Source organism: Streptomyces sp. NPDC004126 (assembly GCF_050275515.1).
In the GTDB taxonomy this organism is placed as follows: domain Bacteria; phylum Actinomycetota; class Actinomycetes; order Streptomycetales; family Streptomycetaceae; genus Streptomyces.
Window position 1 is genome coordinate 177,231 of record NZ_JBNNPF010000002.1, and the last position, 16,421, is coordinate 193,651.

General features: G+C 74.2%; 10 protein-coding genes and 1 tRNA gene. 5 read left to right on the plus strand and 6 right to left on the minus strand.

Going from position 1 to position 16,421, the window contains the following annotated elements; translation table 11 throughout:
* Positions 1–46: 46 nt before the first annotated feature.
* The 6 genes from ACQKM2_RS03320 to ACQKM2_RS03345 form a co-directional block, all read right to left on the minus strand.
* The gene (locus ACQKM2_RS03320) at positions 47–2,071 is read right to left on the minus strand and encodes an FAD-dependent oxidoreductase (protein WP_427706024.1); all 2,025 of its coding nucleotides are present in this window, start codon (positions 2,069–2,071) and stop codon (positions 47–49) included.
* A 171-nt stretch (positions 2,072–2,242) separates the two neighbouring features.
* Positions 2,243–2,608: a hypothetical protein gene (locus ACQKM2_RS03325; protein ID WP_427706026.1), complete on the minus strand. Its 366-nt coding sequence runs from the start codon at positions 2,606–2,608 to the stop codon at positions 2,243–2,245.
* Positions 2,609–2,741: 133 nt separating this feature from the next.
* Complete coding sequence (locus tag ACQKM2_RS03330) at positions 2,742–5,765, minus strand: alpha-mannosidase (RefSeq protein ID WP_427706028.1); 3,024 nt, start codon at positions 5,763–5,765, stop codon at positions 2,742–2,744.
* A 77-nt stretch (positions 5,766–5,842) separates the two neighbouring features.
* Positions 5,843–6,694 (minus strand): carbohydrate ABC transporter permease, encoded by an 852-nt coding sequence (locus tag ACQKM2_RS03335; RefSeq protein ID WP_427706030.1) that lies wholly within the window; start codon positions 6,692–6,694, stop codon positions 5,843–5,845.
* A complete protein-coding gene (locus ACQKM2_RS03340) occupies positions 6,691–7,512 on the minus strand; it encodes a carbohydrate ABC transporter permease (protein ID WP_427706293.1) in 822 nt (273 codons plus the stop codon). Before ACQKM2_RS03340 ends, ACQKM2_RS03335 begins: the two co-directional genes overlap by 4 nt.
* A gap of 155 nt (positions 7,513–7,667) precedes the next feature.
* On the minus strand, positions 7,668–9,002 hold the full coding sequence (locus ACQKM2_RS03345) for an ABC transporter substrate-binding protein (RefSeq protein ID WP_427706032.1): 1,335 nt from the start codon (positions 9,000–9,002) through the stop codon (positions 7,668–7,670).
* Positions 9,003–9,226: 224 nt separating this feature from the next.
* On the opposite strand from ACQKM2_RS03345, the gene ACQKM2_RS03350 reads away from it, so the two are divergent.
* The 5 genes from ACQKM2_RS03350 to ACQKM2_RS03370 all read left to right on the plus strand — a co-directional run bounded on the left by ACQKM2_RS03350 (position 9,227) and on the right by ACQKM2_RS03370 (position 16,418).
* Positions 9,227–9,301: transfer RNA gene (locus ACQKM2_RS03350), tRNA-Ala, on the plus strand.
* Positions 9,301–11,649: a hypothetical protein gene (locus ACQKM2_RS03355; protein ID WP_427706034.1), complete on the plus strand. Its 2,349-nt coding sequence runs from the start codon at positions 9,301–9,303 to the stop codon at positions 11,647–11,649. The genes ACQKM2_RS03350 and ACQKM2_RS03355 overlap by 1 nt, the downstream gene beginning before the upstream one ends.
* 342 nt (positions 11,650–11,991) lie before the next feature.
* A complete protein-coding gene (mdlC, locus tag ACQKM2_RS03360) occupies positions 11,992–13,602 on the plus strand; it encodes a benzoylformate decarboxylase (RefSeq protein ID WP_427706036.1) in 1,611 nt (536 codons plus the stop codon).
* 51 nt (positions 13,603–13,653) lie between these two features.
* Complete coding sequence (locus ACQKM2_RS03365; protein WP_427706038.1) at positions 13,654–15,069, plus strand: FAD-binding oxidoreductase; 1,416 nt, start codon at positions 13,654–13,656, stop codon at positions 15,067–15,069.
* Positions 15,066–16,418 (plus strand): cytochrome P450, encoded by a 1,353-nt coding sequence (locus tag ACQKM2_RS03370; RefSeq protein WP_427706040.1) that lies wholly within the window; start codon positions 15,066–15,068, stop codon positions 16,416–16,418. Before ACQKM2_RS03365 ends, ACQKM2_RS03370 begins: the two co-directional genes overlap by 4 nt.
* Positions 16,419–16,421: the final 3 nt, after the last annotated feature.

Below are 16,421 nucleotides of genomic sequence, written 5' to 3' on the forward strand. Positions count from 1 at the left end.
CCGGTGATTGTGGCGGCCCGGAGCGGGCCGCCACAAGCCGCGGCTCCTAGAGGGAGGCCGCGATTTCCGTGCCCTGGCGGATGGCGCGCTTGGCGTCGAGTTCGGCGGCGACGTCGGCGCCGCCGATCAGGTGCGCCCCGATGCCCTCGGCGCGCAGGGCCTCGTACAGGTCGCGGCGCGGTTCCTGGCCGGTGCACAGGACGACCGTGTCGGCGGGCACGAGGTGCGGTTCGCCGCCCACGGTGATGTGCAGGCCCTCGTCGTCGATCCGCTCGTACGTGGCCCCGGCGACGGAGACGACCCCGCGGTGCTTGAGCTCGGCGCGGTGGATCCAGCCGGTGGTGGTGCCGAGGCCGGCGCCGACCTTGGTGGTCTTGCGCTGGAGCAGGGTGACCTGCCGGGGGGCCGCGGGACGCTCGGGGGCGGTGAGGCCGCCCGGGCCGGCGTACGCGGTGTCGACGCCCCAGTGCCGGAAGTAGACCTCGGGGTCCTGGGAGGCGCCCTCGCCGCTGTCGGTGAGGTACTCGGCGACGTCGAAGCCGATGCCGCCGGCGCCGACGACGGCCACCCGCTGCCCGACGGGGGCGCCGTCGCGCAGTACGTCGAGGTAGCTGACGACGTTGTCCCGGTCCACGCCCTCGATGGCGGGGGTGCGGGGGGTGACACCGGTGGCGACGACGACCTCGTCGTAGCCGCGCAGGGTGTCCACGTCGGCGCGGGTGCCGAGGCGGACGTCGATGTCGCGGGCGGCGAGCTGGGTGCCGAAGTAGCGGATGGTCTCCTCGAACTCCTCCTTGCCCGGGATGCGGCGGGCCACGTCGAGCTGGCCGCCGATGTGGCCGGAGGCCTCGAAGAGGGTGACGGCGTGGCCGCGTTCGGCGGCGGTGACCGCGCAGGCGAGGCCGGCCGGTCCGGCGCCGACGACGGCGACGCGCTTCTTCGTGCGGGTGGGCGAGAGCACGAGCTCGGTCTCGTGGCAGGCGCGCGGGTTGACCAGGCAGCTGGTGATCTTGCCGCTGAAGGTGTGGTCGAGGCAGGCCTGGTTGCAGCCGATGCAGGTGTTGATGGTCTCGGAGCGCCCGGCGGCGGCCTTGGCGACGAAGTCGGCGTCGGCGAGGAAGGGGCGGGCGAGCGAGACCAGGTCGGCGCGGCCGTCGGCGAGGATCTCCTCGGCCTTCTCCGGGGTGTTGATGCGGTTGCTGGTGACGAGCGGCACGCCGACCGCGCCCATCAGCCGCTTGGTGACCCAGGTGTAGGCGCCGCGCGGGACGGAGGTGGCGATGGTGGGGATGCGGGCCTCGTGCCAGCCGATGCCGGTGTTGATGATGGTGGCGCCGGCCGCCTCGATCTCCTTGGCGAGGTGGACGACCTCGTCGAGGGTGGAGCCGCCGGGGATGAGGTCCAGCATGGAGAGCCGGTAGATCAGGATGAAGTCGTCGCCGACGGCGGCGCGGGTGCGCCGGACGATCTCCAGCGGGAAGCGCACGCGGTTCTCGTACGCGCCGCCCCAGCGGTCGGTGCGCTTGTTGGTGGCGGCGGCGATGAACTCGTTGACCAGGTAGCCCTCGGAGCCCATGATCTCGACGCCGTCGTAGCCGGCGAGCTTGGCGAGGCGGGCGGCGCGGACGAAGTCCTCGATGGTGCCCTCGACCTCGGCGTCGGTGAGCTCGTTGGGGACGAAGGGGCTGATGGGGGCCTGGATCGCGCTGGGGGCGACGAGGTCCTTGTGGTAGGCGTAGCGGCCGAAGTGGAGGATCTGCATCGCGATCTTCCCGCCTTCGGCGTGCACCGCGTCGGTGATCACCCGGTGCTCGGCGGCCTCCTCCTCGGTGGTGAGGCGGGAGCCGCCCTCGAAGGGGCGTCCGGCGTCGTTGGGCGATATGCCGCCGGTGACGATCAGGCCGGCGCCGCCGCGGGCGCGCTCGGCGTAGAAGGCGGCCAGGCGCTCGAAGCCGTGCGCGTGCTCTTCGAGGCCGGTGTGCATCGACCCCATGATCACGCGGTTCGGCAGGGTGGTGAAGCCGAGGTCCAGGGGGCTCAGCAGGTGCGGGTACCGGCTCTGGGAACTCATGAGGGGGCGCCTCCTCGCGCGGGGGTGATGAACCTGTTCTAGCGAGGAGGGCCGGGTTTTGCAACTAAGTGCATAACCGGCTGCGCGCCCCCGGTCCGGGAATCCCCGGCCCTGGGGCGCGTATCGCCGCGGGTGTGGCGGAGTTCACGCCGCGCCCCGGGACGGCAGCCGTCAGTGGATGACCCGGAAGCTGCGCCAGGGCAGGCTGCGCGGGGCGGTCACGTTCGAGAGCGTCGTGGCCACGTAGACGCCCTCGGCGCCCCCGGCCTTCGCGGCCCCGGTCTCGGCGCAGTCCTCCGTCCGGTACAGGACGATGTCGACGAGGGTGTTGTTCTCGACGTGGGTGGCCCCCTTCGGGATGCGGATCTTGTGGCAGCCCTTGACCAGGGTGTTGGAGTAGCTCAGCTCGACCGGTGAGTCGTGGCCCCGGAACGTGAGCATGCCCACGGTGCTCCGGCCCAGGCCGGAGCAGGCGGAGGCGGTCAGCAGCAGTGCCGCGACCCCCACGATGGTGCTGATCCGTCGGCTGTGGGACATGGGGCGGTCCTCGTCTGTGCGGTGGTGGTCCTCCCCACAGCCTTGCCCGCCGGAGCCCGGGCGGCCTGCGCTGCTCGGCCGACCGGATGAACGCGGCGGAGCCGGACCGGCACCCGGCCCGGCTCCAGGGGGCTCACCCGCGCCTGAGGCGGACCGTGACGATCTGGAACGGCCGCAGGGCGAGGGGGATCCCGCCGTCCGCGGCCGGGGCGCCGACCGCCGAGCCCGGCAGGGGCCGCTCCAGGAGGTCGGTCCCGACCGCCTCCGCGACCGCGAAGCCGGGCCTCAGCACGGCCTTCGCCCGGCCGCCCCGGGACTCGTACAGCCGGACGACCACGTCCCCGGAGCGGTCCTCCGCGAGCTTGACCGCCTCCACCACCACCGCGTCGTGGTCGACGGCCAGCAGCGGGGCCACCGGACCCGCGCCCACGAGGGTCCGCTCGGGCAGGTTGAACGCGTGCCCCTCGCGCACCGCGTCCCCGATGCCGGCGCCGGGCGCGAGGGAGAAGCGCAGGGTGTGCCGCCCCTGGTCGGTCTCCGGGTCCGGGTAGCGGGGGGCCCGCAGCAGGGAGAGCCGGACGGTGGTGGTCTGGCCGCCGTCCTCCCTGATGTGGCGGGTGACGTCGTGCCCGTACGTGGAGTCGTTGAGCAGCGCCACGCCCCAGCCGGGTTCCTCCGCGTGGATCCAGCGGTGGGCGCAGATCTCGAACTTGGCGGCCTCCCAGGAGGTGTTGGTGTGGGTGGCCCGGTACACGTGCCCGAACTGGGTCTCGGAAGCGGTCCGTTCGGCCTTGACGTCGAGCGGGAAGGCCGCCTTCAGGAACTTCTCCGTCTCGTGCCAGTCCACGTCGGTGGTGATGTCCACGGTCTTGGCCCCGGCCCGCAGGGTGACGGCCTGGGTGACGGTGGAGGAGCCGAAGGAGCGGGTGACCGTGACCGTGCAGGAGTCCGGGCCCGTCCCGGTGGCCTCCAGGGAGTCGACGGCGGTGAGGTCGGTGACCCTGTTGCGGTAGAAGGCGTCGACGTCCCAGGCGTCCCACATGTTCGGGAAGTCGGGGTGGATCTGGAGCAGGTTCGCGGCACTGCCGGGGGCGAGCGCCTCGCGGCCCTCCTCCAGGTCGTACGCGGAGACGATCAGGCCCCGCCCGTCGACCTCCACCAGCAGCCGCCCGTTGGCCAGGACGTGCCCGCCGCCGTGCCGCTCCTCCACCGTGACCGGCTGCTCGGCCGGGCGCGGGCGGCCCGCGCCGCCGGCCGGGACGCCGCGCCGCTCGTGCGGGGCGCAGTTGAAGACGAGTTCCTCCTCGCCCGTGCCCGCGAGGGCGGTCTGCGCCGCGAGGGTGATCGCGGTCAGCTCCTCGCGCACCGCCTCGTAGGCGGCGCGGGCCTCGCGGTGCACCCAGGCGATGGAGGAGCCGGGCAGGATGTCGTGGAACTGGTGCAGCAGGACGGTCTTCCAGACGCGTTCCAGGTCCTCGTACGGGTAGCCGTGGCCCGGTACGCGGACGGCGGCCGTCGCCGCCCACAGCTCGGCCTCGCGCAGCAGGGACTCGCTGCGCCGGTTGCCCTGCTTGGTACGGGCCTGCGAGGTGTAGGTGCCGCGGTGGAGCTCCAGGTACAGTTCGCCGGCCCAGACGGGGGCGTCCCCGTACTCGGCGCGGGCCTTCTCGAAGAAGGCGTCGGGCCGCTCGATCTCCACGCGCGGGGAGCCTTCGAGGTCGCGCTGGCGCCTGGCCCGGGCCAGCATCTCGCGGGTGGGGCCGCCCCCGCCGTCGCCCCAGCCGAAGGGCACCAGGGAGCGCGAACCCCGGCCCTTCTCTCGGTAGTTGCGGGCGGCGTGGGCCAGCTGGGCGCCGCCGAGGTCGCTGTTGTAGGTGTCGACGGGCGGGAAGTGCGTGAAGACGCGGGTGCCGTCGATGCCCTCCCACCAGAAGGTGTGGTGCGGGAACCTGTTCACCTGGGACCAGCAGATCTTCTGGGTCAGGAACCACTGCGCCCCGGAGAGCCTGACCAGCTGCGGCATCGCCGCGGTGTAGCCGAAGGAGTCGGGCAGCCAGACGTTGCGGGTCTCGATGCCGAACTCGTCCAGGAAGAACTTCTTGCCGTAGAGGAACTGGCGGGCCATGGCCTCGCCGCCGACCATGTTCGTGTCGGACTCCACCCACATGCCTCCGACGGGGACGAACTGCCCGTCGGCGATCTTCTTCTTGACCCGCTCGAAGAGTCCGGGCCGGTGGGTCTTGACCCAGTCGAGCTGCTGGGCCTGCGACATGGCGAAGACGAACTCGGGGTGCTCGTCCATCAGGGCGACCATGTTGGAGGTGGTGCGCGACACCTTGCGCACGGTCTCGCGCAGCGGCCAGAGCCAGGCCGAGTCGATGTGGGAGTGGCCGACCGCGCTGATCCGGTGCGCGGAGGCGTTCGCCGGGGCGGCCAGCACCCCGGCGAGGCGTGCGCGGGCGGCGGCGGCCGTCCCGGCGACGTCGTCGAGGTCGACCTCGTCGAGGGCGGAGTCGACGGCGCGCAGGATCTCGTAGCGCCGTGCGTCGTCCTCGCCGAGCTGGGGCATCAGCTCGGCGAGGACGTCGAGGTCCTGCACGAGTTCCCAGACCTCGGCCTCGAAGACGGTGAGGTCCATCCGGGCCAGCCGGTAGAGCGGCCGGTCGCCGCTGGTCAGCCGGTCGCCCTCGGAGGTGGGGGCGTGCTCGACCAGGACGGGGTTGGAGGCGGCCTCGACGTACCACTCGACCCGCTCGCCGCCCGTCGCGGCGTCGGCCACCCGCACCCAGTCGTTGTACGGGTTGAGGCCCTTGACCTCGCTGCCGTCGGCCCGGTGGACCAGTCCCTCGCACTGGAAGCCGGGCATCATCCGGTCGAAGCCCAGGTCGAGGACGGCCTCGACGGTACGGCCCGCCCAGTCGGCGGGGACTTCGCCGGTGACCCTGAACCAGGTGGTGCCCCAGGCCGGCCCCCAGGCGTCGCCGGCCGCGCAGGGCCGGTAGGGCGCGGCCAGCGCCTCGGCGACCGGGACCGGCTCGCCCGGGGCCTCCCAGCGCTCGACGGCGAGGGGGACGGGGCGGGAGTGGACGGCGGGCCGGATGCGCTCGCCCAGGACCCGGCGGAGGCGGTGTTCGGTGATGCTGCGGTCGTCGTGCACGAGGCGGCTCCAGGAGGTCGTTCGCGGACGGGGCGGGGCGGGGAACGGGCGGGGGCGGGCGGGGAACGGGCGGGCGGTCAGGTCTTGACGGCTCCCTCGCCCACTCCCTTGAAGAAGAAACGCTGGAGGAGGAGGAAGAGCAGCACCATCGGGACGAGCGCGGTCATCGCGCCCGCCGCGACGATCCGCTGGTCGCTGGTCGTGGTGGCCCCGGCCAGGGTCTTCAGGCCGAGCTGGAGGGTGTAGTGGTCGCTGTCGGTGAGGACCAGCAGGGGCCACAGGAAGTCGTCCCAGGCGCCCATGAAGCTGGTGACGCAGACGACGGCCAGGGCGCCCCGGGCGCCCGGGAGGAACACCCGGGTGAAGCGGGTCCACTCCCCCGCGCCGTCCAGGACGGCGGCCTCCTCGATCTCCCGGGGGACGGCGAGGAACGCCGCCCGCATGATCATGACGTTGAGGACGGACACGGCCCCGGGCAGCCACACCCCGACGAGGGTGTCGACCAGGCCCATCCCGCGGACCGTGAGGAACATCGAGATCATCACGGACTCGAAGGGGAACATCAGGGTCGCCACGAGGACGGTGAAGACGGCCTTGCGCCCCTTCCAGCCGGCCCGGGACAGGGCGTAGCCGCCCATGGCCGCGAACAGGGTGTTGGAGGCCACCGCGAGGAGCGCCACCACCAGGGTGTTGCCCACGTACTGGAGGAGCGGGAAGGACTCGGCGACGCGCAGGTAGTTGTCGAAGGTGGGGTGCGAGGGCAGCAGTCCGTCGTACACGTTCTCGGTGCGGCCGCGGACCGAGGTCAGGAACTGCCAGACGATCGGCCCGAGCATCAGCACGAGCACGAGCGTGAGGACGGCGTAGCGGACGGCCAGGCCGCCCCGGCCGCCCCGGCGGCGCCGGGGACCGGCGCCGGGGGCGCTCACTCCTCGTCCCCCTTCGACAGGCGGTAGCCCAGCAGGCTGAAGGCCAGGGTCAGCAGGAACAGCAGCAGGGAGATGGCGCAGGCGTAGCCGGTCTCCCCGGCGAAGCCGAGGCCGACCTGCCGGATGAGGAAGGGCAGGGTGCGGGCGCCGCCGCCGGGGCCGCCGCTCTCGCCGCCGAGGATGTAGATCTCGGTGAAGACGCGCAGCGCGGAGACCGCGGAGAGGGTGCCGACGAGCAGCATCATCGGCTTCACCTGGGGGATCGTGATGCTGAAGAAGCGGCGTACGGGGCCGGCGCCGTCGAGGGCGGCCGCCTCGTGGAGGGAGGCGGGGACGTTCCCGAGGGCTGCCAGGTAGAAGACCATGTAGTAGCCGAGGCCCTTCCAGACGGTCACGAGCATGGCGGAGAACAGCAGCAGGGTGCTGTCGGTGAGGAAGGGGACCGGCTCGGAGACGACGCCGAGCGCCTCGAAGACGGTGTTGACCAGTCCGTCGCTGCGCAGCACCCACTGCCAGATCAGGCCGACGACGACGGCCGAGGCGATCACCGGGGTGTAGAAGGCGGAGCGGAAGAGGCCGATGCCGGGGACCTTCGTCTGGACGAGGACCGCGAGGGCCAGCGGCAGCAGGACCAGGCAGGGGACGACGACCAGCAGGTACAGCACGCTGTTGCCGGTGGCGGTCCAGAAGTCGGGATCGGCGAGGGCCCGGGTGTAGTTGTCGAAGCCGGTGAAGGAGCCGCCGCTCAGGATGCGGGCGTCGGTGAAGGACAGCACGACCGTGTTGAGGAACGGCCAGAGGCTGAACAGGGACACCATCAGCAGGCCCGGGGCGAGGAACAGGTAGGGGGTCCACCACCTGCGGTGGACGAGGCCCGGGTCGGCCCCCGTGACGCGGTCCCCGCGGCGCCGGCGCCGGCGCCGCCCGTCGTGCCGGTCCCGCACCGGTGCGGCGGCCGCCGGGGCGGGAGCGGTCACTTGCGCGTCCCGGCGGCCAGCAGCCGGTTGGCCTCCTCCTGGGCCCTGCGCACCGCGGTCCGGGCGTCCTGCTCGCCCTGGATGGCCCGCTGCACCTCCCGCACCACCGCGTCGCCGACCTGGTTGGTCCACTGGACGGGGGTGTTGGCGTCGAGGGCCGCCGTCTTCAGCTGCTCCGCGCCGATGGCCCGGGCCAGGGTCTCGGCGTCCTTGCCGTCGCCCCGGTCGGCGAAGCGCGGGTCGGCCAGGCCCTTGGCGTTGGAGGGGTAGATGGTGGCGTTCCTGGAGAACTCCACCTGGTTGGGGCCGTTGGTGACCCATTTGGCGAACTCGGCCGCCGCGTCCGGGTGCCTGGTGTCCTTGCGGATGCCGAGGCACTGGGCGTAGATGCCGATGTGGCCGAGCGTGCCGGTGACGGCGCCGGCGACGCCGGTGCGTTCGTAGACCTGCGGGGCGTTCTGCCTGATGTCGCGGACGAAGCCCGGGGAGCCGGGGCCGAAGACGAGTTTGCCGGCGCCGTAGAGCTGGTTGATGTCGTCGGCCTTCAGGAGGGACTCCTTGGGCATGGCGCCCTTGGCGTAGAGGTCCTTCATCCGCTCGACCCAGGCGACGGCCCGGTCCGTGTCGAAGGTGAAGCGGTCCCGTGCGCCGTTCAGCAGGGGGACGCCCATCTTCTGCCAGTCGCCGGGCAGGCGGCCCTTGGGGTCGGCCATGAACGCGGCGTACTGCCCGCCGGAGCGGGCGGCGATCCGTTCCGCGTAGTCGAAGAACTGCTCGACGGTGGTGGGCGGCCGGTCCGGGTCCAGGCCGGCCTTGGCGAAGAGGTCCTTGTTGTAGGTGAGGATCTCGGGGGTGACGTACCAGGGGTAGGCGTACACGCCGTCGCCCTTGCCGGGCAGTCTGAACTGCTCCCAGGCTCCCGGGACGTACTCCGCGGCGACCGCGCCGTCGAGCCGGGCCACGTCGGCGAGCATGCCGCGGTCCCCGAGGAGCTGGAAGGAGTCGGTGGAGAGGTTGACCACGTCGGGCAGGGCCCCGGCCTGGGCGTCGGCGACGAGCTTCTCGTTGTAGCCGTCGCCGGGGACGTCCTCCCACTTCACCTTCACCTTGGGGTGCTCGGCCTCGAAGGCGTCGATGACGCCCTGGACGTAGCCGGTGAACTTCGGTTTGAGCTGGAGGGTGCGGAAGGTGATCTCGCCGGACACCTCGCCGGTTCTGCGGGCTTCTTCGGCACCGGCGCCGCCTCCGCTCAGGCCGCATCCGGACGCGGCCAGGAGGCCCGCGGCCACCAGCGTGGCGAGGGCCGTGCGGGTCAGGGGGGAACGAGTCATCGTCGCCGCCTTCGGGGGAGGTTCCGGCTTCGCTGCCGGAGGGCGGTGCCCACGCTGACCCCGGGGCGGGGGGCCGTCAACGAGGCCCCCGCCCCGATGGCCTGAAGCGGTTTATCTCCCGCGGCGTACGGGCGGGCGCACGGGCGGGCGTACGGCCCGGCTCCCCGCCCCCGCAAAAACCTTTGCGCGGCCGGCGGGCCGGCGCCTAGGTTGACGGCCTACCACGACGTGTAGCTCAGCAGCAGAGCACCGGGCTTGCTTCCCGGGGGGCGCAGGGGCGGAACCTGCCACGTCGGCCATGGACGCACACGCTGACAAGCAGCCTCCGAACCCGCCCCGGACCGGCCCCGCGCCCGTCCCGGGACCCGCCCCGACACCCGTCGCCGGCCCCGTGCCGGCGGCCGTGTCCGTCTCCCCGTCGTACGCGGCCGAGCGGCTGGCCCGCGCCCTGCGGACCGCGCGGAGCCACGGCGACGCCGCCACCCGCGAACGCGCCGAGTCCCGCGCGAGCAAGTGGCAGAGCGTCCTGGCGGGCATCGCGGACGGCTCCCTGGCCATCGGCTCCCGCACTCCCGTCGCCGCACTGCCCGCCTGGGTCACCCCCGAGGTGGTCACCGGCGGCTTCGCCACCGGCACCGCCTCGGCCGGCGGGCCGCTGCTGCCGTACGAGGAGGAGGCCGCCCGGCTGGCGGGCGTACGGGCGGACCGTGCGGAGCTGTTCGCGCACTTCCTCACCGAGGACGGCCTGGCGTACCTGTGGTCGCTGCTCGACAGCGGCCGCTACGAGGTGCGCGTGCCCGAGGAGGCGGCGCTCGCGACCGTGGCGTGGCTGGTGCGCGCCGGGGACTTCGACGCCGCCGCGGAACTCGTCACGGTGCTGCGGCCCTTCGCCGGCCGGCTGCGCTTCTCCCCGCGCCCCGCCGACCGCCCCGCGCCCGGGGTGGACTCCGTGCACCGCCGTACCGTCGGCGAGGCCTCGGCGGCGCTGGCCCGGCGCGGACCCAACACGGCCGTGGAGACCCAGCGGGAGGCGCTCGCCGTCTGGCGCCCCTTCGAGGACGAGCTGCTCGCGCACCGGCTGCTGGCCCACGGGCGCGCGCCCGGCCCGGACTGGCACGCCCGGGGCGCCGGACTGCTGGCGCGCTACCGGGCGCTGGCCGCCGCGCACACCCTCTGCACGAAGCACCTGGACCCGAAGTCGAACGCGGCGATCCTGCGCCGGGCCCTTGAGGAGGAGGTCGCCGGCCGCGCGCCCGCGCCCCGGCTGGCCGGACTGCTGCGGGTCGCCGTCGAGTCGATGCTGGCCAAGCGCGGCGCGCCCGGCTCCCCCGGGCACGCCCGGCTCCGGGCCGTCCAGGCCCGCCAGGCGGCGCTGCCCTCGCACCACGCGCTGGCCGGGCTGGTGCTGCGCCGGATCTCCGGGCTCGACCAGCGCGCCGGGACCCCGGACACGGACACCCCGGTGGCTCCGGTGAGCGCCGAGGAGGCCCGCGAGACCGGGCTGCCCGCCGGTGCGCAGGTGCCGGCGGGCGTGGCCGGCAGCGTCCGGGCGGCGCTGAGCGCACCGCTGGAGGTGCTGGTGGAGCGCGGGGTGGTGCCGTCGGCGGAGGTGCTGGCCGAGCTGGTGCCGCAGCTCGTCGCGGCGGTCACCGCCGAGCGGTACGCGGACGGGCCGCTGCGGAACCTGATGGCGGCGACGTACCGCGCCTTCCGGGGCCGCCGTTCGCTGCTCCTGCTGAACCTGGAGTCCCAGGTGCGGATCGAGGAACTCCCCTGGCTGCGGGCGGTCTCCGGCCACCTGCACGCCGACGGCGCGGACACCGGGCCGGCCGCGGAGGCGCTGCGCCGGCTCGGCGGGCTGGCGGTGCGCGCCTTCCCGGGCACGGTGCTGCCCAACCCGCTGGTGCGCGAGCTGGGCCAGCTGGCCCGGCAGGCGGAACTGGGCGCGCCGTTCACGGAGGAGCTGGCCGCCGACATCTTCATGGGCACCTTCGGCCCGAAGTTCCTCGTCGCCGCCCGCGTCGCCGGGGAGCTGCTGGAGGAGAGCCTGTACGCCCGCTACTACGGCATCGACTACGCGGCGGTGCGCCGGATGGCGGTGGCGCAGGCCGCCGAGTCGGCGCGCGGCGGCCGTCCGGTGCGCACCGCGCCGGAGTTCGCGGCGCTGTGCGCGGAGCGGGCCGGCCGGGACCGGGCCTGGTCGGTCGCGGCGAACGGCAAGGTGATCGAGCAGGCCCAGGTCCTCACCACGCACAACCTGGCCACCCTGGTCGGGCGGGCCGGGGTCACCGTGCCGGGCGGCTGGGCGCGGCCCGCCCGGGAGTGCTTCGAGACCGTGTGCCGGCTGGTGGCCCGGGTGGAGGGGAACCCGCGGCCGCTGCCGGCGGTCAAGGACGCGGCGTACGCGTGGCGGCAGATGCTGTTCCACCTGTCGCTGTGCGGTCCGGTCGAGCGGGCGGACGTACTGGCCTGGATCGAGGCGGAGTCGGCGCTGCGCCCGGCGCACGTGCGGGCCCGGCTGGCCCCCGCGCTCGCGGGGTTGCGCCTGGTGGCCCGGGGCGGGTCCTTCGACGCGGAGGGCACGGCCGAGGGCGGGCGGGCGCGCCGGCTGCTGGGCTGGAGCACGGACGGCCACTGGATGCGGTAGCCCTGGCCGGGCGTTGACGTTGACGGGGGCCGGTAGCCGCCCCGTCCGGCCCCGGCACGGCAGGGCCCGGCACGCACGGGGCTCCGCAGGGCGCCCCCGCACGTGAACGCCTCCGGGTGAAAGCCTCGTGAACGCCCCCTGCCCGAACGGGTGGGGGGCGTTCGTCGTGCTCGCGCGCACGGCCCGCGCCGCCACTGCCCGGACGGGCCGATAACACGTGGGGCGGGCGGCCGCCAGGGGTTCTTCGGCGTCCGACCCGAACGGATCATGGATTTTGCCTTGATCAACGCAATGTGATGCATTGATCACCCACCGCATCCATCCGCTCCGCGAAGGAACCCCATGCGCACGGTCCGCGAGTCGGCCCTCGACGTCCTGCGAGCCCGCGGGATGACCACGGTCTTCGGCAATCCAGGCTCCACCGAACTGCCCATGCTCAAGCAGTTCCCCGACGACTTCCGCTACGTACTGGGGCTCCAGGAGGCCGTGGTCGTCGGGATGGCCGACGGCTTCGCCCTCGCCTCCGGCACCACCGGCCTGGTCAACCTGCACACCGGCCCGGGCACGGGCAACGCGATGGGCGCCATCCTGAACGCCCGCGCCAACCGCACCCCCATGGTGGTCACCGCCGGCCAGCAGGTCCGCGCCATGCTCACCATGGAGGCCCTGCTCACCAACCCGCAGTCCACCCTGCTGCCGCAGCCCGCCGTCAAGTGGGCGTACGAGCCCCCGCGCGCGGCGGACGTCGCCCCCGCCCTGGCCCGGGCCGTGCAGGTCGCCGAAACCCCGCCGCAGGGGCCGGTGTTCCTCTCGCTGCCGATGGACGACTTCGACGTGGTCCTCGACGAGGACGAGGACCACGCGGCCCGGCGGACCGCGGCCCGCACCGTGACGCACGCCGCCGCGCCCTCCGCCGAAGTGGTCCGGCGGCTCGCCGCCCGCCTGGCCGGCGCCCGCAGCGCCGTCCTCGTCGCCGGCAACGACGTGGACGCCTCGGGGGCCTGGGACGCCGTCGTGGAACTGGCCGAGCGGACCGGCCTGCCCGTCTGGTCGGCGCCCACGGAGGGCCGGGTCGCCTTCCCCAAGTCCCACCCGCAGTACCGGGGGATGCTGCCCCCCGCCATCGCGCCGCTGTCCCGCTGCCTGGAGGAGCACGACCTGGTCCTGGTGATCGGCGCCCCGGTGTTCTGCTACTACCCCTACGTCCCCGGCGCCTACCTGCCCGAGGGCACCGAGCTGGTACACCTGACCCGGGACGCGGACGAAGCTGCCCGCGCCCCCGTCGGGGACGCGCTCGTCGCCGACATCGCCCTGACGGTACGGGCCCTGCTCGCGGAGCTGCCCGAGCGGGAGGCCGCCGCCCCGGCAGCGCGGATCGCGCGGGCCGAGTCCACGGCCGAGGTGGACGGGGTGCTCACCCCGCTCGCCGCGATGACGGCCATCGCCCAGGGAGCCCCGGCGAACACCCTCTGGGTCAACGAATCCCCGTCCAACCTGGGGCAGTTCCACGACGCGACCCGGATCGACACCCCCGGCTCGTTCCTCTTCACGGCGGGCGGCGGCCTCGGCTTCGGCCTGGCCGCGGCGGTGGGCGCCCAGCTCGGCGCCCCCGACCGGCCCGTGGTCTGCGTCATCGGCGACGGCTCCACCCACTACGCCGTGCAGGCGCTGTGGACCGCGGCCGCGTACAAGGTCCCGGTCACCTTCGTCGTCCTGAGCAACCAGCGCTACGCGATCCTCCAGTGGTTCGCCGAGGTGGAACGCGCCCAGGGCGCCCCCGGCCTCGACATCCCCGGCCTGGACATCACGGCCGTCGCCACCGGCTACGGGGTCCCCGCCCACCGGGCGACCGGCTTCGGCGAACTGACCAAGCTGGTCCGGGAGTCGGCCCTCCAGCAGGACGGCCCGGCGCTGATCGACGTACCCGTCACCACCGAACTCCCCACCCTGTAGCCCCTTCCCGTCGTTCCACCGCCCCGCCCCGCCCTGCCCCGGAAGGCCGGCATGCCCCCCACCAGCGACACCACCTCCCTGCTGCTCGAACGGCTCCGCTCCGCGCTGCCCGCGCAGGCCCTGCTCACCGACCCCGCGGAACTCGCCGCCCACGCACGGGACTCCGCCCCCTTCTCCGCATGCGGCACCCCGGCCGTCGTCGCCGTCCCCCGCACGGCCGAGCAGGTCGAGCACGTCATGCGCACCGCCTACGAACTGGACGTCCCCGTCGTCCCGCAGGGCGCCCGCACCGGCCTGGCCGGCGCCGCCAACGCCGTCGACGGCTGCGTGGTGCTGTCCACCGCCGCGATGGACCGGATCCTGTCCGTGGACCCCGCCAACCGGCTGGTGCGCTGCGAGCCCGGGGTCACCACCCGGCGCCTCGCGGAAGCCGTGGCCGAGCACGGGCTGACGTACCCGCCGGACCCGGCCTCCTGGGACCGCTGCACCATCGGCGGGAACATCGCCACCGGCGCGGGCGGCATCTGCTGCGTGAAGTACGGGGTGACCGCCGACTACGTCCTCGGACTCGACCTCGTCCTGCCGGACGGGCGGCGGATGCGCACCGGCCGGGACACCGCCAAGGGCGTCGCCGGGTACGACCTGACGCGCCTGGTCGTCGGCTCCGAGGGGACCCTGGCGGTGGTGGTCGGCGCCACCCTCGCGCTGCGGCCCGCCCGGCCCCCGGCGCTGTCGCTGCTGGCCCAGTTCCCGACCCTGACCTCCGCCGGGGACGCCGTCGCCGCCATCACCGCCGCCGGGCACACCCCGTCCGCGCTCGAACTCCTGGACCGGGCCACGACCCGGGCGATCGTGGACCTCGGCACCCACCCGCTGCTGCGCCCCGGCAGCGCCGCCACCCTGATCGTCGAGAGCGACTGCGCCGACCCCTCCTCGGAGCTGTCCGCGATGGAGATCCTCTGCAAGGAGGCCGGCGCCGAGCACATCGCCACGTCCGCGACCGGCGAGGAGGCGTACGAGATCATCGAGGCGCGCCGGCTGGTCAGCCCGGCCCTCGCCGCGTACATGGCGTCCCGGGGCGGCGGGCTCACCGCGTTCATCGAGGACGTCGCGGTGCCGAGGAGCGCGCTGCCCGTGCTGGTCGGGCGGATCGAGGAGATCGCCGAGCGGTACGGCCTGCAGATCTTCACCCTCGGCCACGCCGGCGACGGCAACCTGCACCCCACCGTCGTCTTCGACGAGTCCGACGCGGACGAGTTCCGCCGCGCCCGGGAGGCGTACGACGCCATCATGGCCGCCGGCCTCGAACTGGGCGGCACCACCACCGGCGAGCACGGCATCGGCACCCTGAAGCGGGAGTGGCTGGAACGCGAGCTGGGACCGGTCTCGCTGGAGCTCCAGCGCGGCCTCAAGCGGCTCTTCGACCCGAAGAACCTCCTCAACCCCGGCAAGGTGGTCACGGCATGACCCAGTCGACCGAGGCCCCGGAGGCCGCCCGGGGCGGCAACCCGGGCCTGCCGCCCGTCCGGGCCGGCCTGGCGGAGACCGTCCGCTTCGTCGCCACGCACACCCTGCCCGTCTTCGTACGCGGTGTCGCCAACCCCCGCTTCCCGGTCATGGCGCTGTACTCCCGCGTCAACCAGCCCGCCTGGTCGAACGCGACGCTGCGCGCGATGCGGGCCCGGCACCGGGGCGCGCCGGTGATGGTGCGCGCGCTCTCCGGCGAGATGCTCGTCCTGTTCGACCAGGGCGACATCCGGCGGTTCTTCGAGGAGCCGGTGTCGGACCTCGCCATGGACGCCGACGACAAGTACGCCAGCCTGTCGGTCTTCGAGCCGACGGGGGTGATCTGCTCGCACGGCCAGGTGCGCGAGGACCGGCGCCGGGTCAACGACCACGCCCTCGCCGCCGACCGGCCGGTGCACCCCTCCTGCGAGGAGTTCGGGGCCGTGGTCGAGGACGAGTGCCGCAGGCTCACCTCCCGCTCCGTCGTGGACTTCCCGCTGCTGTGGAAGACGCTGACCCGCATCTCCCGGCGCGTGGTCCTCGGCGACCAGGCCTCCGACGACCAGGAGCTGTCCGACTGGCTCGCCACCCTGCGCGGCCAGGCCAACTGGATGGGCCGCAGCAAGCCGGAGGCCGCGAAGGCGCTCTACTCCAAGATCGAGGCCCGGATCACCCGGTACGCCGCCGACGCCCCCGCCCACACCCTGGCCGCCCGCGCCCTGGCCGAGCCCTGCCCGGAGGGCACCGACCCGCTCGGCCAGACCCACCACTGGCTGCTCGGCATCGACCTCGCCGCGCCCGTCGTCGCCCGCACCCTGCTGCTGCTCGCCCACCACCCGGCCGAGCAGGACGCCGCCCACGCCGAGGCGGCCGGCCGCGTCCCCGGGCTGCCGAGGCTGCGGGCCTGCCTGGAGGAGTCGGTGCGGCTGTACCCGATCGTGCCCGACCTGGTCCGGGTCACCCGCACCGAGACCGAGTGGGGCGGGGTGCGCTACCCGGCCGGCACCAACGTGCTGGTGCCGATGGGCTTCCACCAGCGCGACCCCGAGCGGGTCGACGGCGGGAACCTGTTCGCGCCGGGCCGCTGGCTGGCGCCGGACGTGCACCGGGACACCCGGGTGGCCCCGTTCAGCCACGGCGGCGCCCGCTGCCCGGGCGAGTACGTCGCCCTGCTGCTCACCTCCCTGGTCTGCGCCGAGGTGCTGCGCGGCCACCGCCTCACCGGGGCCCGTCCGGTGCTCGACCCGGGGCGCCCGCTGCCGGGGATCCTCGACACGGCCGGCATCCGGCTGCGCCTCGGCCGGGTGTAGGGG

What these genes read in the sequence shown, in the direction of transcription:
- ACQKM2_RS03365 (WP_427706038.1), top strand. Translation starts at nt 13,654, where the DNA reads ATGCCCCCCACCAGCGACACCACCTCCCTGCTGCTCGAACGGCTCCGC.
- ACQKM2_RS03325 (WP_427706026.1), bottom strand. Translation starts at nt 2,608, where the DNA reads ATGTCCCACAGCCGACGGATCAGCACCATCGTGGGGGTCGCGGCACTG.
- ACQKM2_RS03345 (WP_427706032.1), bottom strand. Translation starts at nt 9,002, where the DNA reads ATGACTCGTTCCCCCCTGACCCGCACGGCCCTCGCCACGCTGGTGGCC.
- ACQKM2_RS03320 (WP_427706024.1), bottom strand. Translation starts at nt 2,071, where the DNA reads ATGAGTTCCCAGAGCCGGTACCCGCACCTGCTGAGCCCCCTGGACCTC.
- ACQKM2_RS03355 (WP_427706034.1), top strand. Translation starts at nt 9,301, where the DNA reads ATGGACGCACACGCTGACAAGCAGCCTCCGAACCCGCCCCGGACCGGC.
- ACQKM2_RS03340 (WP_427706293.1), bottom strand. Translation starts at nt 7,512, where the DNA reads ATGGTGTCCCTGTTCAGCCTCTGGCCGTTCCTCAACACGGTCGTGCTG.
- ACQKM2_RS03370 (WP_427706040.1), top strand. Translation starts at nt 15,066, where the DNA reads ATGACCCAGTCGACCGAGGCCCCGGAGGCCGCCCGGGGCGGCAACCCG.
- mdlC (WP_427706036.1), top strand. Translation starts at nt 11,992, where the DNA reads ATGCGCACGGTCCGCGAGTCGGCCCTCGACGTCCTGCGAGCCCGCGGG.